19 protein-coding genes are annotated in these 19,124 nt (G+C 33.8%); 17 read left to right on the forward strand and 2 right to left on the reverse strand.

The window, feature by feature from the left end; all coding sequences use genetic code 11:
- Window positions 1-2: 2 nt before the first annotated feature.
- The 5 genes from ACHMWN_RS02970 to ACHMWN_RS02990 all read left to right on the forward strand — a co-directional run bounded on the left by ACHMWN_RS02970 (window position 3) and on the right by ACHMWN_RS02990 (window position 4,239).
- A complete protein-coding gene (locus ACHMWN_RS02970) occupies window positions 3-1,301 on the forward strand; it encodes an HAD-IB family phosphatase (RefSeq protein WP_397297619.1) in 1,299 nt (432 codons plus the stop codon).
- A gap of 49 nt (window positions 1,302-1,350) precedes the next feature.
- The gene (locus ACHMWN_RS02975; protein ID WP_397297620.1) at window positions 1,351-1,974 is read left to right on the forward strand and encodes a transposase; all 624 of its coding nucleotides are present in this window, start codon (window positions 1,351-1,353) and stop codon (window positions 1,972-1,974) included.
- Between the two features lie 177 nt (window positions 1,975-2,151).
- Window positions 2,152-3,111: a tryptophan 2,3-dioxygenase family protein gene (locus tag ACHMWN_RS02980; RefSeq protein ID WP_397297622.1), complete on the forward strand. Its 960-nt coding sequence runs from the start codon at window positions 2,152-2,154 to the stop codon at window positions 3,109-3,111.
- 62 nt (window positions 3,112-3,173) lie between these two features.
- Window positions 3,174-3,881: an aminotransferase class IV gene (locus tag ACHMWN_RS02985; protein ID WP_397297624.1), complete on the forward strand. Its 708-nt coding sequence runs from the start codon at window positions 3,174-3,176 to the stop codon at window positions 3,879-3,881.
- Window positions 3,772-4,239, forward strand: coding sequence for an aminotransferase class IV (locus tag ACHMWN_RS02990; protein WP_397297626.1), 468 nt, complete (start codon window positions 3,772-3,774; stop codon window positions 4,237-4,239). Before ACHMWN_RS02985 ends, ACHMWN_RS02990 begins: the two co-directional genes overlap by 110 nt.
- Before the next feature lie 77 nt (window positions 4,240-4,316).
- Here ACHMWN_RS02990 and ACHMWN_RS02995 read toward each other — a convergent pair whose 3' ends face one another.
- Both ACHMWN_RS02995 and ACHMWN_RS03000 read right to left on the reverse strand, forming a co-directional pair.
- A complete protein-coding gene (locus ACHMWN_RS02995; protein ID WP_397297627.1) occupies window positions 4,317-6,119 on the reverse strand; it encodes a hypothetical protein in 1,803 nt (600 codons plus the stop codon).
- Window positions 6,120-6,477: 358 nt separating this feature from the next.
- Window positions 6,478-8,241, reverse strand: coding sequence for a hypothetical protein (locus ACHMWN_RS03000; protein WP_397297628.1), 1,764 nt, complete (start codon window positions 8,239-8,241; stop codon window positions 6,478-6,480).
- A 135-nt stretch (window positions 8,242-8,376) separates the two neighbouring features.
- Here ACHMWN_RS03000 and ACHMWN_RS03005 point away from each other — a divergent pair, with 135 nt between their 5' ends.
- The 12 genes from ACHMWN_RS03005 (at window position 8,377) to ACHMWN_RS03060 (ending at window position 18,994) form a co-directional block, all read left to right on the forward strand.
- Complete coding sequence (locus ACHMWN_RS03005; protein WP_397303527.1) at window positions 8,377-9,918, forward strand: MiaB/RimO family radical SAM methylthiotransferase; 1,542 nt, start codon at window positions 8,377-8,379, stop codon at window positions 9,916-9,918.
- A gap of 27 nt (window positions 9,919-9,945) precedes the next feature.
- Complete coding sequence (locus ACHMWN_RS03010; RefSeq protein WP_397297629.1) at window positions 9,946-11,175, forward strand: sigma-54 interaction domain-containing protein; 1,230 nt, start codon at window positions 9,946-9,948, stop codon at window positions 11,173-11,175.
- A 31-nt stretch (window positions 11,176-11,206) separates the two neighbouring features.
- The gene (locus ACHMWN_RS03015; protein WP_372816131.1) at window positions 11,207-11,716 is read left to right on the forward strand and encodes an LptE family protein; all 510 of its coding nucleotides are present in this window, start codon (window positions 11,207-11,209) and stop codon (window positions 11,714-11,716) included.
- A 33-nt stretch (window positions 11,717-11,749) separates the two neighbouring features.
- Window positions 11,750-12,943 carry a hypothetical protein gene (locus ACHMWN_RS03020; RefSeq protein WP_397297631.1) on the forward strand — a complete coding sequence of 398 codons (1,194 nt, stop codon included), beginning with the start codon at window positions 11,750-11,752 and terminating at the stop codon, window positions 12,941-12,943.
- 14 nt (window positions 12,944-12,957) lie between these two features.
- The gene (gene secG, locus ACHMWN_RS03025) at window positions 12,958-13,329 is read left to right on the forward strand and encodes a preprotein translocase subunit SecG (protein ID WP_397297633.1); all 372 of its coding nucleotides are present in this window, start codon (window positions 12,958-12,960) and stop codon (window positions 13,327-13,329) included.
- 208 nt (window positions 13,330-13,537) lie between these two features.
- Window positions 13,538-14,089, forward strand: a complete 552-nt coding sequence (locus ACHMWN_RS03030; protein ID WP_397297634.1) for a hypothetical protein — start codon at window positions 13,538-13,540, stop codon at window positions 14,087-14,089.
- Window positions 14,037-15,032, forward strand: coding sequence for a hypothetical protein (locus ACHMWN_RS03035; RefSeq protein ID WP_397297635.1), 996 nt, complete (start codon window positions 14,037-14,039; stop codon window positions 15,030-15,032). The genes ACHMWN_RS03030 and ACHMWN_RS03035 overlap by 53 nt, the downstream gene beginning before the upstream one ends.
- 12 nt (window positions 15,033-15,044) lie before the next feature.
- Window positions 15,045-15,728, forward strand: coding sequence for a hypothetical protein (locus ACHMWN_RS03040; RefSeq protein WP_397297637.1), 684 nt, complete (start codon window positions 15,045-15,047; stop codon window positions 15,726-15,728).
- 50 nt (window positions 15,729-15,778) lie between these two features.
- On the forward strand, window positions 15,779-16,228 hold the full coding sequence (locus ACHMWN_RS03045) for a hypothetical protein (RefSeq protein WP_397297638.1): 450 nt from the start codon (window positions 15,779-15,781) through the stop codon (window positions 16,226-16,228).
- A gap of 10 nt (window positions 16,229-16,238) precedes the next feature.
- The gene (locus ACHMWN_RS03050; protein ID WP_397297640.1) at window positions 16,239-16,775 is read left to right on the forward strand and encodes a hypothetical protein; all 537 of its coding nucleotides are present in this window, start codon (window positions 16,239-16,241) and stop codon (window positions 16,773-16,775) included.
- Window positions 16,776-16,919: 144 nt separating this feature from the next.
- Window positions 16,920-18,500 carry a hypothetical protein gene (locus ACHMWN_RS03055; protein ID WP_397297642.1) on the forward strand — a complete coding sequence of 527 codons (1,581 nt, stop codon included), beginning with the start codon at window positions 16,920-16,922 and terminating at the stop codon, window positions 18,498-18,500.
- Window positions 18,494-18,994, forward strand: coding sequence for a hypothetical protein (locus ACHMWN_RS03060; RefSeq protein ID WP_397297643.1), 501 nt, complete (start codon window positions 18,494-18,496; stop codon window positions 18,992-18,994). The genes ACHMWN_RS03055 and ACHMWN_RS03060 overlap by 7 nt, the downstream gene beginning before the upstream one ends.
- Window positions 18,995-19,124 lie beyond the last annotated feature (130 nt).

Genomic DNA, 19,124 nt, shown 5'->3' on the forward strand with positions numbered 1-19,124 from the left:
AGATGAAACAGCAGAATTTTTACATTATTGATTTTGACAGCACTTTTACCCAAGTAGAAGCATTAGATGAGCTGGCCCGTATTTCGTTAAATAAACATCCAGATAAGGAAGCAATTTTTAAGAAAATTGAAGAGTATACCAATTTAGCTATGGAAGGAAAACTTTCTTTTTCGGAAAGTTTAGCAAAACGTGTGCAATTATTAGAAGCTAACGAAGATCATTTAAAACAATTGATTACCCGTTTAAAAAAGAAAGTTTCTGCTTCGTTTTCTCGTAATGCTGCGTTTTTTAAAAAACACGCAGATGAAGTTTTAATTGTTTCTGGCGGATTTAAAGAGTTTATAACGCCTGTTGTAAGTCAGTATCACATTAAAAAAGAAAATATTTATGCCAACACTTTTGTAACCACAGGTGATGGAAAGATTATCGATTACGATCACGCAAATCCATTAAGTGAAGAAGGTGGAAAAGTAAAACTAATGCGTCAAATGGATTTAAAAGGCGATTTATATGGCATTGGCGATGGCTATTCAGATTTTCAACTTCGTGAAAGTGGATTAATTAAAAAGTTTTTCGCCTTTACAGAAAATATTGCTCGAGAAAGTATTGTTTCAAAAGCCGACCATGTTACGCCAAGTTTTGATGAGTTTTTGTATGTAAATAATTTGCCAAGGGCGATTTCTTATCCTAAAAACAGAATTCTGTGTTTGGTAATTGGCAATGTTTCTGCTGAAAGCATTGCACTACTTAAAAAAGACGGTTTTTCTATTCGACATAAGTCTTCCTTTGAAGAAAAGTATGTTGCCGATGTGGGCATGATTTTATTAGCTGATGGCGAAAAAATAGAGAACGAAAAACTGGAGCGTGCTGTAAAGCTAAAAACGATCGGTTATTTAGGGAGTGCCAAGAACAAATTCTCTTTTCAAACCTGCACCAATATGGGCATTGTAGTTTTTGATGATCCAAAAAGTAATCCAAGAAGCGCTTCTTTTATTCCTAAACGTGTAATAGATTTTATGAATAAGGGAACGACTTACATGAGCTCTAATTTCCCGAATTTGCAATTACCAGCAATTGATAAATCGCACCGTTTAATTCACATTCACAAAAATGTTCCAGGAATTATGGCGCAGATTAATACTATTTTTGCGAAGCATAACATCAACATTGTTGGACAATTTTTAATGACAAATCCAACTTTGGGTTATGCCATAACAGATATCAATGCCGAATACGATAAGCAATTATTCAAATCCTTAAAGAAGATAGATCATACCATTAAATTTAGAGTGTTGTATTAGATACTTACTTTGTCAATCTTCTACAGATTGACAAAGTTTAAAAGCAAACATGGCCAAAGAAGAACATTATTACACCAAGTTTGAAGAAGGGAAATTTTATCATATTTACAATCGTACAGTAGATAAAAAGCCGATGTTTGCTAATGATGGAAATAATGCATTTTTTCTACAAAAACTGCGAATTTATCTTTCAGGAGTTGCCGATGTTTATGCTTACTGTTTATTAGATAATCATTTCCATATTTTAATTCGTGTTAATGAAAATATGAGCAATTACAGATTAGCAAATCAAATTGAAGATGCCATTGACACTCACATAATTATAAGTAAACAGTTTCGAGTATTTTTTCAGAGCTATGCCCTAGCCTTTAATAAGCAACAGAATAGATTTGGAACACTTTTTCAAACTCCTTTTAAAAGAGCACTAGTGAATGATGATGACTACTTCACACATTTAATTTATTATATTCACTTCAATCCTCAAAAACATAATCTCATTAGTGATTTTAGAAATTGGAAATGGAGCTCATATAAAGGAATAATAAGCATTAAACCTAGTAGATTAATGAAAGCTGAAGTAATTAAATGGTTTGGAAGTGAGCAACAATATTTAAACTTTCATCATAGCGGAAAATATTTATTAAATGATAATTTCATAATTGACGATTTTTAATTAGAACTTTGTCAATCTGTAAAAGATTGACAAAGTAACACACTTAACCATGGGTTTTAAAACTTGGAAATGGACTTCTTTCATTAGCCTAATTATTGCAAGGCCGAGTTAATTAGTAAATAATTTATCGTTGCAAGATTGCGACCCTATATTTTATTCACACTAATTATAAAATTCATGGATTTTACACCAGAAATAAAAGACAAAATAAACAAGCTTCAAGAAAAGTACGAAGCGATGGGACAAGATATGGCCTCTTACCTGGATGGTTTATTGTATGCAGATTTTTTAACCTATTGGGATTATATTCACTTAGATACGCTGCTAAGTTTACAAAGCCCAAAAACACCTTTCCCTGATGAAGAGATTTTTATCATGTATCATCAGATTACAGAGTTATACTTTAAACTTTGTCTACATGAATGCAAACAAATATCTACTCATCAAGAATTAACAGCCACATTCTTTACACAACGTTTAAAACGCATTAATGCTTATTTTAATGCCTTAACCACTTCTTTTGAGGTAATGGTAAATGGCATGGAAAAAGAACAATTCTTAAAATTCCGTATGTCATTGCTACCCGCTAGTGGTTTTCAGTCGGGGCAATACAGAATGATTGAAATTAGCGCTACAGATTTTACCCAATTGGTAGATAAAAGTCAGCGTGAAGCTTTAAGAAATGCGGATATTGAGCAAAAATTCGAATACATCTACTGGAAATTTGGCGCAACAGAATTATCAAGTGGCAAACAAACCTTAACCTTAAAGCAGTTTATTAAAAAATATGCAGATCAGTTTTTAGCCTTAGCAAAAGAGCGTCAGTATAGCAATTTCTCAGCTTTATACCATCAACTAAAAGAAAAAGGAGAAGATGTAAGTGAGTTAGGAGAAGAATTGAGAAAATTAGATTTGTATGTGAACGTCGAATGGCCGTTATCTCATTATAAATCCGCTGTGCGTTATTTAGAAAAAGACCCAACAGATATTGCTGCAACTGGCGGAACAAACTGGCAAAAATATTTGCCTCCGCGTTTTCAAAAGCGCATTTTTTATCCTTTTTTATGGACGTCTGAACAACTAGAAGAATGGGGAAAAGGATGGGTGCTTAGTGTATTGCAAACACTTCGAAAATAAGATTAATTTGGGTTTAGAGCCATTTTTTCTTAATTTTGCAGCTTAATTTAATACTTAAGGCAGTGATAGATACTTTACAAATTAAGGTTACCGAAACTAGCAATCCGAGATTAGCTAGTACAGAATTTAAAGACATCCCATTCGGAAAAATTTTTACAGATCATATGTTTATGGCTGATTTCGAAGATGGCGAATGGAAGAATTTGCAGATTTTACCTTACGGACCAATTCCGATGAGCCCTGCAATTTCGGCTTTACATTACGGACAAGCAATTTTTGAAGGAATGAAAGCGTATCGTTTGCCGAACGGTGATATTAGCGTGTTTAGAGCAAACAAAAACTTTGAACGTTTTAATATTTCTGCAGATCGTATTGCAATGCCTACAATTCCGGAAGAAATTTTTATGCAAGCTATTTCTGCTTTAATTAACATTGATAAAGGTTGGGTGCCAACTCAAGAAAATTACTCATTGTACTTAAGACCGGTAATGTTTGCTACTGATTCTTCTTTAGGCGTAAGAGCAAGTGATACTTATAAATTCGTTTTATTGGCTACACCAACTGGTCCATATTATACCAAAGCGTTAAAGGTTAAAATTGAAACAAAATATACACGTGCAAACGAAGGTGGTGTTGGTTACGCCAAAACTGCTGGAAATTATGCTCGCTCGTTATATCCATTTGCAGAAGCACAAAAAAGAAGGGTTCGACCAATTAATTTGGACAGATTCTGCTACGCACACTTTGGTGGAAGAATCTGGTGCTGCTAACGTAATGTTTGTTTTAGATGGCAAATTAATTACTGCTGCAGTAAGTGAAACCATTTTAAACGGCGTAACGCGTGATACGATTATCACTTTAGCAAAAGATAAAGGCATTACAGTTGAAGAAAGAAAAGTAACGATTGCTGAAATTATTGAAGGTGCTAAAAACGGAAAATTAACCGAGGCATTTGCTGTTGGTACCGCAGCTACAGTTACTCAAATTGGCGAAATTGGCTACGAAGGTGAGCTTTATAAATTAAGTGATGCAAGTACTCGCACTGTTTCTACCAGTCTTGCAAAAGAATTAAATGACATTAGAAACGGTTTAGCTGAAGATAGATTTGGCTGGAACTGGATTGTGTAATTTTGTCATCCTGAGCTCGTCGAAGGATCTATAAATAAAAAATCCCTTACATCTAAAACATGTAAGGGATTTTTTATTTAACGTTGTTCTCTTTCCTTTTTCTCTATACGCAATTGTCTACGTCTTCTCCGCTCATCTCTATCATCTTTCATTTTTTCAAATTTGGCAACTTGTGCTTTAATTTCAGCTTCTTTTTGAGGGGTTACGCCCACGCTATATTTAACACCCTGGTAAAGTGTTTTCCATATAAAATTGAAAAAAGATCCAGTAGGCTGTCTGCTATAATGAATTGGGGCTGAAGTGAATTTACCGTCTTTGCTTGGGTTATCGGAATAAATAACCAACGCATTTGCCAAAATGGAGAGTAATCCTTTCCGAACTAACCTGGCTTTCCCTTCTTCCTTTTTTAACAAAGCCACCGAAAGATCATTAAAAGCAAAGTCTACTTTTCCTTTGGCAACATCTTGATTTGCCTTAATATCAAAAGCCAAACTTTTAATCATTCCTTTATTCACTTGAACCATGCCTAAAGGTTTTGTAATCTGATTTAATTTCCTGCCATCCAAATTGGTAATTGCACCTTTATACGCAAATTCACCAGTTGATGAGTTTAAATCAAATTTAAAATTGATAGCCAATTTGCCCTGCCCCATTACATAACTCACTAAATCAGCTTGCATAATCGGATTTGCAGTTTTTACTTTTACTGCATTGGTGGCATTCGTTATTGCGCCAGTTGTATTTTCAAAGCTTATACGACCTCGTTGCTGACTTTTTTTATCAAATTCCGTATAACTCACATTGATATTGCTCAATTTTATTTTTTTAATGGTCAATTGCGCTTTTAATTGCTGCAAAAGTTGGTGCGGAAATCTCCCTGTCTTAATTTTTTCCAACTTTGGAAAAGTGTTATTATTAAAAACCGCAACTTCTCCATCAGCTATGCTCATCTGACTAGCAATCAGTTCCCTTTTTTGTAGATAAGCAGGCAAATCAATGCCATCTAAGTCGATATTTTTAAGTTGAATTGTAAAACGATCTCTAGCATAACCAGCAACTTTTGCAAAATTAGCTTCGCTATATCGAGGTATTAATCCGAATTGTTTGATGTTTACTTTTCCGCTAGATGCGTTAAAATCTAATTGGTTAATAGTAATGTGGTACATGCTATCGGGTGTAGCATAGCTATAATTACTCAAGTTTAGATCTACATCTTTTAGCAAATAGAGCCTTGTGGTATCTTGTGCGGATAATGAATCAATTAGCCAATCTTTTAAGGTTACATTAAGATTTGAAACCGAATCTACATCTGGTAAAAGATCATTATTATTTACATATTTAAAGCGCACATTTCTAAAATCTACGAGCTGAACTCTTAACGATTTAAATAAGTTTTTAATGTAATCATAAGGGGATTTACGTGGTCTAGGTGGTCGATTATCATTAAAATCAAAATGTTTATTTACCATCGTGATATCGGGATTATCGAACAAAAGCAAGCTGATGTCTACCTTTTTATTAAAATAAATATCATAAGGATGAAATCGTTTAATAGAAAGTTTTTTAAGACGAATATAGTACAGGTTATTTGGTGCCTTTTTCGCTGCAACTAGCACTTTAAAAACGTTTGTATCCGGTGTAATATTTACATCACTAATTGTAGCAGAACCTGTAATAAAATTAGTGTGTATTTGCGAAAATTCTATGCGGTACAACCCATGTGTCGATTTCTGTACCAGTTCTGTTATTTCTTTTCTAATTAAGGGTTTAAATTTTACACTAATATACCAAGATGCACCAACTAAAATTAAAGAAATGAAAAGCACTATTCCTATTATCCATTTTAAAACTTTAAATTTTCGTGGTACTTTTTCAGCCATATTGGAATTCATTTTTGTGTGTTCCAATATAGTAAAATATAGCCATTTAAGAAATGCTGAGAAATAGTACCATCACAAATGCACTAAAATTATCGTAATAGTTAATAACCAGATCTTATCAAAACAGATGCATTTAAGCGTTAATACCACATGCCCTATTACAAGGTATTAACAAGGTGGTAACAGGGTGCAAACAAGGTGCAAACAGCCTTATTGACCATGTATAGTTCTTGTTATTTTCCTGTTATATTTACCTAAATAAACAAGAAAAGTTTATGTAAATTATACTTTAAAGAAAATGCAGTTTGTGCTTCTTCCTTTCTTGCTGATCTGATAGCTATCGGATGACAAAACTTGATTAATTCTTTTCCCGTTCTGCTTTTCGCTCTGCACGTTTTTTAATCCGTTCTGCTTTTTTACTAGAGATTGGTTTTTCCATAGGTTTTATAGGTACCACTCCAATTCCTACAGTTTCTCTTATCCCTATAAAAATACTCTTCCACATTAAATTGAAAAACGAAGCTTGAGGAGCTCGAGTAAAAGTAATTTGGCTAGTTCTAAGGGCTTCTCCTTTAGTAGGATTATCATTTTTAATTAGAATGGTATTTGCTAAAAATGACAATAATCCTTTCTTTTCCTTTACTCCATTTTCATCCTCTTTCAGCAAATTAATTTTTAGATCAGTATAGGCAAATTTAACCGTTCCCGAACTTCCTCGTTCATTGGCAGAAATGCTAAAATCTAGACTTTTTACATTGCCATTTTCAATGGTAACCAATCCTAACGATTTAGAAAGTGGATTTAATACTTTTAAATTAAATGGGCTTACATGACCAACATAATTAAATGATGCGGCTTTGTCTGTTAAATTAAAATCGATTTTCACATTCAACTTTCCTGTGCCCATAACATAGGTAGTTAAATCGGCGTAAGCGTGATTTTTTTTAACTAGCCTTAAGGAATCATTTGTAATATTTAAAATTTTACCCCCTAAATTGGTTAAGTGTAAAGTTCCTCTTTCTTTGGTTTTAACATTATACTCCGTATAATCAATATCAACTTTGTGTATACTTAACGTATCAATTAAAGTTTCTATAGACAATCTTTTTAAAGCATTATGAGGGTAGTTTCTTCCTTTATCAAAATTTGCTGGCGGCAATTCTCTATTTAAAAATACTGCAACTTTACCGGGCCCGATTATCAGTCGTTTTGCATGTAAATTTCCATCGTTATTTAAGGAAATAAAATCTACACCCGTTAAATTAATCTCGCTTAATTTTATATCGTAGCGGTCTTTTTGCGCATTATATTTACGACTAAATGTTAAATCAGGATATAAGGGCTTAAGTTTTACACCTCTTACCTGAAGTGTTTTTTTACTAAATGAACCACGAATTGTATCTACCGTAACGTTATACATTTTATCCTTTGTGGTGCTCTTGTATCCGCTTAATTCAAAACCAATATTTTTGGCGTGAAAAACACGTGTAGTATCGTATTGAGAAAGCGAATCGACTAAAATGTCTTTTGCATTTAACGTTAAATGCTGTACACCATTTAATTTTTTCAATCCACTATAATAATCAAAGTCAGCATCTACCACATTAATGCCTCCTATCCTAATCGACTTAATTGATTTTGAAATCTGTTGGTAAAGTGTTTGTTGAACCTCAGTTGTATCTATTTTTTTAGGTACTTTATGGTAAATCATATCAATGGATGGATGATCCAATTGGATAGCATTTATTTTTATCTTTTTATCAAAATAAGCCGTTAATATTCCAATTCTACTCAGTTTTAAATGAGCCAGCTTTATTCTAAATAAATGCGTAGGTGCTTTTCTTATCGCTTTTAGCTGATTAAATACATTCGTATCTGGTGTTAGAGAAATACTATCTAACACTACATTTCCAGTAATTAAATTTAAATGAATGTCTTTAAAATTTACTTGATATAAATGATTTGAGCTAGTGTACACACCTTCCTTAATCTTTTCAGTTAGCAAAGGTTTCCACTTGGCGCTCAAATAAATAGCTACACCTCCAATTAAAAGAATGAGTGTTAGCAAAATGCCCCCAACCCATCCGAGTATTTTTTTTGTATTGCGTTTTTTAGCTGGCATAAAATGATTTATGGAATAACCTACAACCTAGTTGTTTTGTTTGAAATTTGTAAGGAGAGTTATTTTTGATGCTGACAATTTGTCATTTACAAATTAAATTTAGTATTTTTGAAACCCATAAAATTTGAATATTTGATGATTGATTTACAGCTTACGGATAAGAAACACGATGAAGAACGCCAAGGAGAGGCTTTAGTAATAGAAACTCCAAAAAAAGGCGATGGAAGAAAACTGTACATTGAAAGTTATGGTTGCCAAATGAATTTTGCAGATAGCGAAATTGTAGCCTCTATCTTATCTGATACCGGTTTTGAAACAACTGGAGATTACCACCAAGCCGATGTAATTTTTATAAACACTTGTTCTATTCGTGAAAACGCAGAGCAACGTGTGCGTAATCGTTTATCGCAATTTGGTGTAGAAAAAAGAAGAAATCCGAAGTTAATTGTAGGCGTTTTAGGGTGTATGGCCGAACGTTTAAAGGCTAAATTTTTAGAAGAAGAAAAATTAGTTGATGTAGTTGTTGGTCCAGATGCATACCGTGATTTGCCAGGCTTAATTAGTCAGGTAGAAGAAGGGCACAAAGCGGTAAATGTAATTTTATCTCGTGAAGAAACGTATGCTGATGTAAGTCCAGTTCGATTAAACAGTAACGGGATTACTGCTTTTGTAACCATTATGCGTGGTTGCGATAACATGTGTTCGTTTTGCGTGGTACCGTTTACTCGTGGTCGTGAGCGGAGTAGAGATCCTTTTTCTATTATTCAAGAATGTAAAGATTTATTTGAAAATGGCTATCGTGAAGTTACGTTATTAGGGCAAAATGTAGATTCATATCATTGGAATAAACCTAAAGCTGAAAAAGTTGCCATTGATGATTTGACGGATGAAATGAATACCTTAACTGGTGATGCATTGTTAGAAGCTTTAACGAATAAAACTGATTTACCTGCAACGCGTAGAAATGAAAACGAGCTAAATGAAGAGGGTTCAATGAACTTTGCCCAATTATTAGCTTTAGTTGCAGAAATTAGTCCAGAGTTGAGAGTGCGTTTTTCTACATCTCATCCCAAAGATATTACCGATGAGGTTTTATATACCATTGCTAAATACGATAACATTTGCAATTACATTCACTTGCCGGTTCAGTCTGGTAATTCGAGAATTTTAGCGTTAATGAATCGTACGTATACTCGCGAGTGGTACATGAATAGAATTGATGCTATTCGTCGTATCATTCCAGGCTGCGCCATCTCTGCGGATATTATCGCAGGTTTCTGCACCGAAACAGAAGAAGAACACCAAGATACATTGAGTATTATGGATTATGCGAGATACAATTTCGCCTATACGTTCTCTTACTCTGAACGACCTGGAACTTTAGCTGCTCGTAAATACGAAGATGATGTACCTGAAGAGGTGAAGGCTCGTCGTTTGGCAGAAATATTTAAAAAACAACAAGAAGATTCGTTAGCGTGTTTAGAAGATTTTGTAGGCAAAACGGTTAAAGTTTTAATCGAAGGATTTTCTAAAAAGTCGGATAAAGAATATAGAGGTCGTAATGACGAAAATGCGATGGTGGTTTTCCCAGTTACAGATTCTGTAAAACCAGGTGATTATGCAAATGTTTATGTAGAACGTTGTACATCTGCCACGCTAATTGGCAAAGTTGTTTAAAAACACGTCATTGCGAAAATAATAAAAATGGATATACAAGATATTAAAAATAGGTTCGGAATAATTGGTGGTTCTCCGCTATTAAACCGTGCTATAGATACAGCCAGACAAGTTGCGCCAACCGATATGTCGGTATTAATTACGGGTGAAAGTGGTAGTGGTAAAGAAGTTTTTTCTCACATTATCCACCAAATGAGTACGCGTAAACATGGTGCTTTTATTGCAGTTAACTGTGGCGCTATTCCAGAAGGAACTATTGATTCAGAATTATTTGGTCACGAGAAAGGTTCATTTACAGGTGCTCACGAAGCTCGTAAAGGTTATTTTGAAGTTGCCAATGGCGGAACAATTTTTTTAGATGAAGTTGCCGAATTACCCTTAGGTACTCAAGCTCGTTTGTTGCGTATTTTAGAAAGTGGTGAGTATTTGCGTGTGGGTTCATCTAAAGTTCAAAAAACTGATGTACGTATTATTGCAGCCACAAATGTGGATGTGTATAATCGAGTAAAGTCGGGCAAATTCCGTGAGGATTTATATTATCGTTTAAATACCGTTCCATTACGTATTCCTGCTTTGCATGAGCGTAAAGAAGATATTTATTTGCTTTTCCGCAAGTTTGCAGCAGATTTTAGTGATAAATACCGCAGTCCAGGCATTCAATTAGAGCCTGAAGCTATCCAAATTTTAAGCAATTACAGTTGGCCAGGAAATGTGCGTCAATTGAAAAATATTGCAGAGCAGATTTGCGTTTTAGAGAAAGATAGAAATGTAAGTGCACAAGCATTGCTAAATTATATTCCGAATGAGCAGGCCAATAACTTGCCAATGACGATAAATGGAAGTAATAAAGAAGATTTTTCGGAAAGAGATATTTTGTATAAAGTTCTTTTTGATATGAAAAAGGACATGATGGAGTTGAAGAAATTGGTGGCAGAGATTATCCAAAACGGTGGTAATACCTCGCATATTATGGCTGATAATCCTCAATATATCAATCAATTATATCAAGAAGTAGATTTACCAAATCATAACGATGCTACATTAACAATTAAACACCCAACGCAAAATGTACCTACTGAATTTAATTATGCACATGATGCGGAGGAAGTGGAAGAATCATTATCCTTAATTGATAAAGAATCTGATTTAATTAAAAAAGCACTCAAAAAACACAAAGGTAAACGCAAATTTGCCGCACAAGAATTAGGAATTTCTGAACGTACATTGTACCGTAAAATCAAAGAATTAAATCTGTAACCATCATCCATTAAAAACAAATTATATATAGATGAAAAAAGCACTATTCATTTTAGTAGTTATCGCTCTCAGCGGATGTGGTTATAAATTTAGCGGAGCTTCTACTGAAGGATTAAAAACCGTTAGAGTTGAGTTTTTCGAAAACAATGCACCATTAGTCGTTCCAAATTTAAGTCAAACTTTTACGGAGGATTTAAAAGAAAGAATTCGTACGCAAAGTAAGTTGAGTATTACACAAAATGAAGCGGACGCGACTTTTGAAGGTAGAATTACCGGTTACGACATTAAACCGATCGCCATACAAGATAATGCTCGTCCAATTGCTGGTGCAAATCGGTTAACCATTACTGTTGCAGTTAAATATACGAACAACACTAAAACGGAAGGAACTTTAAGTAAAAGTTTCGAGGAAAGTTTTACTGCTTTTGAAGATTTTTCATTGGCTGGTCAATCCTTACAATCACAAGAGCAGGCACTGATTAAAAAAGTAAATGCTAAACTGACCGACAATATTTTTAATCGTGCTTTTGCACAATGGTAAAGAAATTGAACTTTCAATTATTAACTTAGCGGCATGGAGATCGATTTAAACACGAAAGAACAACTAGCAGATTTACTTGCAAAACCAGCAATGGTAACGCAAGATCATGCTGGCATGTTGACTGCGTTGGTTAAAAAATATCCATATTATCAGCCCTTGCATTTATTGCTTGCAAAAGCCACCGTACACGAAACCAATCCGACAAATAGTTTAGCCACTGCGGCATTATACAATGGTGGTGGTTTAGTGCATCGTGTAATTTATCAACCCGAAACGTTAGCCACTACTTCTTCATCTTCGGCCATGAAGGCGGATGAAGATTTTGACAACGAACAAATTGACATCGCAGAAGATATTGAGTATATTGAACCTGCACCAGTTGAAGATAATCTAAGCGATGAGCAGGAAACTTTTGAAGAAATTGCCGAGATCAAAACAACTCCTGTAACAGAAAATAAAACCGATGAGCAAGAAGTTTTTGATGAAATTGTAGAAGTAGATTCATCAGCATTTGTGGCTCCTCCATCAGAGAATGAAATTGAGGAAGAAGAACCAATTGAAGAAACAGTACCTGATGAATTAGCCATTGAAAGTATTGTTGCCACAGATTTCTTTGCGTTCGAAAAAAGTTTTAACACAGAGCAAGCTGTAGAAAATCAAAAAATAGAGCCAGCAACGGTTACACTGCCTGAAGAATATAATCAGGAAGCAGAAGCGCAGACGGTAAGCAAATACGATGACGATAAACTTCCATATACCTTTTTATGGTGGTTAGCAAAAACACGTAAAGAACATGAGCAAATATTTCAGCCTTATGTTACACCTAAAAAGAACGATAATCCAACTCCAACTACTCCAGGCGAATTACAGCAACAATATGTAGAGCATATTTTCCATATTCAAACTCCGTTTAACGTAGCAGAAGAAGCAAATAAAAGCCCACAAAAACAGGCAATTGCACCGAAAGGATTGGAAATTATTGATTCATTTATTAAAAACGAACCACAAATTAGAGCACCAAAACCAGAGCAAATCAATAATGAAAATAAAGCAAAGAAAAGCGCTGAAGATAATTACGATTTAGTTTCTGAAACTTTGGCCGCTATTTATATCGAGCAAATGCTTTACCACAAGGCGATAGACACTTATGAAAAATTAAGTTTGAAGTTTCCAGAAAAAAGCCGTTACTTTGCCGACCTTATTCAGTCTTTAGAAAAAAAAATTTAACAACATAACATAGTATGGTAACCTTATTAATCATTTTATTAATTATTTTCTGCATCGCATTGGGTTTATTCGTTTTAATACAAAACCCAAAAGGTGGTGGTTTAGCTACTGGCGGATCTGGCAGTAACATGTTTGGCGTACAGCGCACAGGCGATGTTTTAGAAAAAGGAACTTGGGTATTATTAACGTTAATTGTAGTAGCATCATTAGCCATTACAACTGTAGGTAAATCTGGTAACGGATCTACTGGAACAGGTTCTAAAATAGATGAGCAAATTAACAAAGCAGCAACTCCATCTGTATTAGGTGGCGGTGCACCTGCAACTAGTACTCCAGCAACTACACCAGCTGCAACTCCTAAAACTGGAGATAGCACTAAAAAATAATTTTTCTTAACCGAAATAGTAAAAACTCCTTAGTTAATCGCTAAGGAGTTTTTTGTTACACCATCTTTTCACCCTAAAAGACTATTCCGATCTCCTTGTTTTATTTAATGCATTAAGTATCTTTAATATTAGATAAAATCAAACCATGAAGAAACGATTTAAACTAACCCTCCAAAAAGTTAATTTTCGACTCATCTTCTTTTTAAGTATGGTGCTATTACTCACTAACTCGTGCAGAAAAGATAGTCAAGATTTACCTTTAACAAAGTCAGAATTAATTGCGGAGGCACGCAGTTATTTCGAAAATGAGATTAGTAACCTACCACAACTTAGAGACAATAATGCAAGACATGCCTTTGGTAAAACTCCAATATGGGACAAGGCTCTAGTGAAAAAGTTGTCAATCGGCGATGCGGTAATCGTTCCCATAAAATACGATGGAGAGCTCTATGCTAAACAAAATGATAGCTTAACAAGTTTAGCAAAACTTAGTTACCTAATGATGTACAAGGATAGCAAGCAAAATACACAGGTAGAGTGGGTTACTCTTTTACCAAGCACTACCGAAAAGAAGACAGGGAAGTTTATTGGCACAGTTCAAATAGAAGAATGGAATGGAACATCAAAACGTGCCTTTGCTTTTGGTGCAGACGGCAAGATACTTCCAGTTTACCTTAGCGAATCAAGCATCTTTCATAAAACAAGCTTTGGCCGAACAGTTACCTGCTACACACATATGGTATGGGCAGAACTGGTCTGAGGGTAATGGTTACGGAGAAGTTTACTTCATATCCGGTGAGATTTTCTGTGTTGGTAGTCCAAATACTCCACCTAATGAAATTCCAGCACCAGATGACGGAAATGGGACACCTGGTGACGGCGATCAGCCAGCCCCTGGGGAATATCCCAATGTATTTGACTGTGCAGGAACATTAAATGGAGGAGCGTATTGGAACTACAGCTGTAACACTTGCATGGGTGGTACTACTGGGATAACAGAGTGTCCGCCTCTATTTTTAAGTAAAATTGATGCAACGCAATTAAAACCATGCATGAAAACCATCTTGGATACTATTAAGAAACTTTCAAATGGATCTGTTGCCGGTATAATCCAAAAATTTTCTGGGAATTTACCAGGTTATAATTGGATATTAAAAGATGGAGGATTGCCAATAGGAACAAACGGTCAAACTAGTTCAATATATAATAGTTCAATGGGAACTGTCACAACAATTTTTGACAGTAGTAAATTTACAATGGGATCTGACTTATCAGTTGCTCGAACAATATTACACGAATCAGTTCATGCCTACCTTATTACTTTTTTCAAAACTAATTTACCTAATTTTATAGGATCGTATCCCCAAATGGTACAAGAATGGGGAATTTATAACAATTGGAATGATACTCATCATGCAGAATTTGTCAGATCTTTTGTAAATGATATTGGAGTAGCTTTGGAAGAATATGGAAAGAAAAATGGATACAATCTTCCCTCTCAATTCTATAATGATTTAGCTTGGGGCGGTTTAACCCATACTATTGATGCGAACGGAAATGTAATAGAAACAAATTGGTTTAAAACCAATATTCCGAATATACTAGATAGACAAAGGATCTTAAACAATCTAAGTGCAGAGCAATATGGTGTAAACTCCAATGGGAATCCTCAATCAAAAAAAGGAAACAATTCAGGATGTTAATGCAAATTTACAATGAGAAATTTATACTTTTTAACCGGCTTACTTCTTTTTACATCACAAATTAGTGCTCAAGTGCTAAGTGGAGCTTACCAACAAAAATCGCTTAATAATGAAATTACAATAAATTTCAATGGCAATAGATTTCATCAAGTATATAATGATAATATTATAGGTAAAACGGAGAGCGGAGGAACTTATAAAATAAGGGGTAAAAAGCTAGTATTAAATTTTGAGAATTCAACTAAATCTGACACTTCTACTTATGTATTAAAGCTAAATAAAATTAATAATTCGACTATAGTACAACTCGATATAAGAGTTTTTGATGTTGCGAACAATAATAAACCCTTTGCTTCGGCATTCTGTGCTTTAAATAATTTTGAGAACAAAATGGTAGCATTATATATTACTGATACGATAGGCAAAGCTCATCTATCATTATATGATTCTAAAATCTTTAAATCTATAGTTCTTGGAAGTATTGGATATAATTCTGTTGAGATTCCCATTTCTAAAATCATGGGAAACAACGCTTTTTTAAATGTATTCCTAAAAGAGCAGAATACACAAGCCATTCAAAAAAAAAATGAGATAACTTATGATATACTAAAAAATTCAAATAAGGAGCTGATATTGAAATCAAAAGAGGGTAGAAAACTAAAATTCATCTGGGTTTATATGCCTATTATAGAATAAATTACGCTAAATCATATAAACGCTATCTGCTAAAATTAATTTCCTTACTTATGAATAAAATATCAATACTATTTTTATTGTTTTTATCGTCTTGTTCTTTATTTAACAAACGTGCAAGTGAAAATTTTGACTGTGCTAGATATACAATACTACACGATTTAAAATTTGCTAGAAAAAGCAGTAGAGAAGATACGGTCAGAGTATCTGGGATAACCAGATACTGTGATTATAACAGCATTGCGAAAGCTAGCTTTATAAGGGTCATCGACGAAAGGGATAGTATACTTTTCTATGTTAAATCAGATAATAATGGTAAATATAGATTAAAATTAAAATCAGGAGCTTTCAGAATTTCAGCAATAAATCCAGCAGGCGGAATTGTTGAAACCTCACTAATAGATTTCGGACTATCTTCGATGTCAACAAATATCAACCTTTATATGCAACATCCTAATGCATTTATTGATAAGATGGAAGACCCGCGTACAAGGAAAAATTAGAATTACTAAAATGGAAAAAAAGATTATAATCATATTGTTTTTATTATTTAGTAAGCTTTCCTATTCCCAAATAGTTTCATTTGACAGAAAAGATAATCTCAAATTATATGCAATTACATTCAATGAAATTGAAAAAAAGATGATATTGGAAAAAGAATTACCAAAAACATTTGTAGTAAATGGAAGTATGTTATCGTATATAAGTGAATTTTTAGTAGAGAACTCCACATCCCTTAGTGTTAAAAAATACGTTACAGAAAATGGTTGGGGATTTATCAATGATATTGATACTTTGAATTCATTAAGAAAATTCAAGAAAATTCACATCAAGCAATTAAAGCCATTTATAAATAATTTCACTATTAAAAACAAGCTAAACTTTAATTATAGTCTTAGCCCAGTTATATTTTCGCCAGATAATAAAAAAGCATTCTTAATTTGTCAGAAAAATTCTTCAACAGAAGTTTATGAAGTAGAGCTTTATTTTTTTATCAAACAGTCTGATAAATGGATACTCATAAAGACTATAGTTCCTTATATAATTTAATTCTTTATCCTAAATAGTTAAAAACTCCTTAGTTAATCGCTAAGGAGTTTTTTGTTACACCATCTTTTCACCCTAAAAGACTATTCCGATCTCCTTGTTTTATTTAATGCATTAAGTATCTTTAATATTAGATAAAATCAAACCATGAAGAAACTATTTAAACTAACCCTCCAAAAAGTTAATTTTCGACTCATCTTCTTTTTAAGTATGGTGCTATTACTCACTAACTCGTGCAGAAAAGATAGTCAAGATTTACCTTTAACAAAGTCAGAATTAATTGCGGAGGCACGCAGTTATTTCGAGAATGAGATTATTAACCTACCACAACTTAGGGATAATAATGCAAGGGATGCCCTGGGTAAAATCCCATTGTGGGATAAAGCAAAGGTTAAAAAGATATCATTGGGTGATGCCGTAATTGTACCCATAAAATACAACACGGATATTTATACTAAACAAAATGGCAAATTAACAAGTTTAGAAAAATTGAGCTACCTGATGGTTTATAAAGATCATAAACAAAATATACACACAGAGTGGGTTACACTTATGCCGAATGATACTGGAGAAAAAACACAAAAATTTATAGGTACAGTTGAAATAAAAGATTGGAATGGGAAATTTAGACGTGCCTTTGCTTTTGGAGCGGATGGAACAGTACTGCCGGTTTACCCTACCGAAACCAGCATATTTAGAAAAGCTAGCTATGCCAGATCAACCACTTGCTACACACACATTTGGTATGGGCAAAATTGTGTGGTAGGTTATGGCTGTGGAAATTTTTATCTCATATCTTCAGAAACTTTTTGCTTTAGTGATAGCGGAGAAGGACAAGAGGGACAGGGTAGCGGCAGTAGTAATAACCAAAATACCGAAGAAGAAGCTGTTGTTGATGATTATATCACTTCTTATTATATGGATTGTAATGAAGATATTGATGGTACAGCTTATTGGAACTCTAATTGCAATACTTGCATGGGAGGTAATACCGGAATAACAGAGTGTCCTAAAGATATAAAAATTGATACAAGTGCAAGGAAATGTTTAGACACCTTAAGCAAAGGAATAATAAGTAGTGCTAGTATTCTTTCAGCTTTTCAGAAGATATTTACTATAGAAACTAATTCAAACAGCGTATCAGGAATGATTAATAGGATATCACAATCATCTGACTGGAACGTCGTTATTCGAGAAGGCAACATAGGCAGTGAAACAAATTATGCTGGAGACACCATTGAAACTAACGCTACTACTTCTGCTACTCAAGGCAAAGTTTATATCACTTTTAATAAATCATACTTAAACAATGCTACTAATTTATCCATAGCAAGGACTATGATTCATGAGCTTATGCATTCATATTTTACCTATGGGTTAGCTATGTCAATGGATCCAGGTTATGGCAAATTTATAGAAGCGAATGACTTACTATTTAAGAAAAATGGGAATCCTTATTATGATCAAAATGATGCCCAGCATCAACAAATTGCTAACAAATATGTAACTCAAATGAGTAGTTTATTAGAAGCTTATGCGATCTCAGCGGGTATTCAATCACCCGATCCATCTATGTCCTTAGCTGATTATTGCAAGGATTTGGCTTGGGGAGGTCTTAAAGATACTAAAGCCTACAGGAAATATGCCACAGATAAATCACGTATAGACAATCACCTAAAAAGTGAAGCAAAAAATGATTCTAACTCAACTAAGAAAAAAGGATGTTAAATATAAAGATACTTGCGGTACTAATAATTTTGACAATTAGCAAGGCTAATTGTCAAAATAGGGTTTATGACGAAAAGGGTGAGATTCATAAAAGAGTGGTAAGTGCTCTAAAAAAAGAAGGAGAAAAGTTTGCTATATATCCCTCCACAAAAAAAAGTAGCTTTTCTAATTTTGATTTTAGTGGAGGAGGTAGGGGATTAGACACCATATCTAATAGAGTTTCTAATAAAAAAGAGTGGATAAATTTTATAAAAAGCATCGATACTGCTTCAATAACAGATTATCAATTAGACATAAATAATACTTCTAGTAAAGAAATTAAACAATTAATTTTTGCTCCAATTCTATTTTCTAAGAAAAACGATAAAGCTTTATGTATAACAAAAATATACTCTATATCAAGTCAAACTGGTCAAGTTAGTGCTTGGTACTTTGAAAAGGAAAAATCAATTTGGATATTGAAAGATGTGCAAATATTTTTGCTAATTAACTAGGTTTTGACAAAAAAAATCCAAACGGTTCCAACGCAGGGACAGATGCTTATGCTCGTCCTTGGAGTGGAAATTATAAACTAAGTCAAATAATCGCATTTAATGAAGTTATATTGCTAATTAAAATATTTCG

It is taken from the genome of Pedobacter sp. UC225_61 (assembly GCF_044452285.1).
Classification (GTDB): domain Bacteria; phylum Bacteroidota; class Bacteroidia; order Sphingobacteriales; family Sphingobacteriaceae; genus Pedobacter.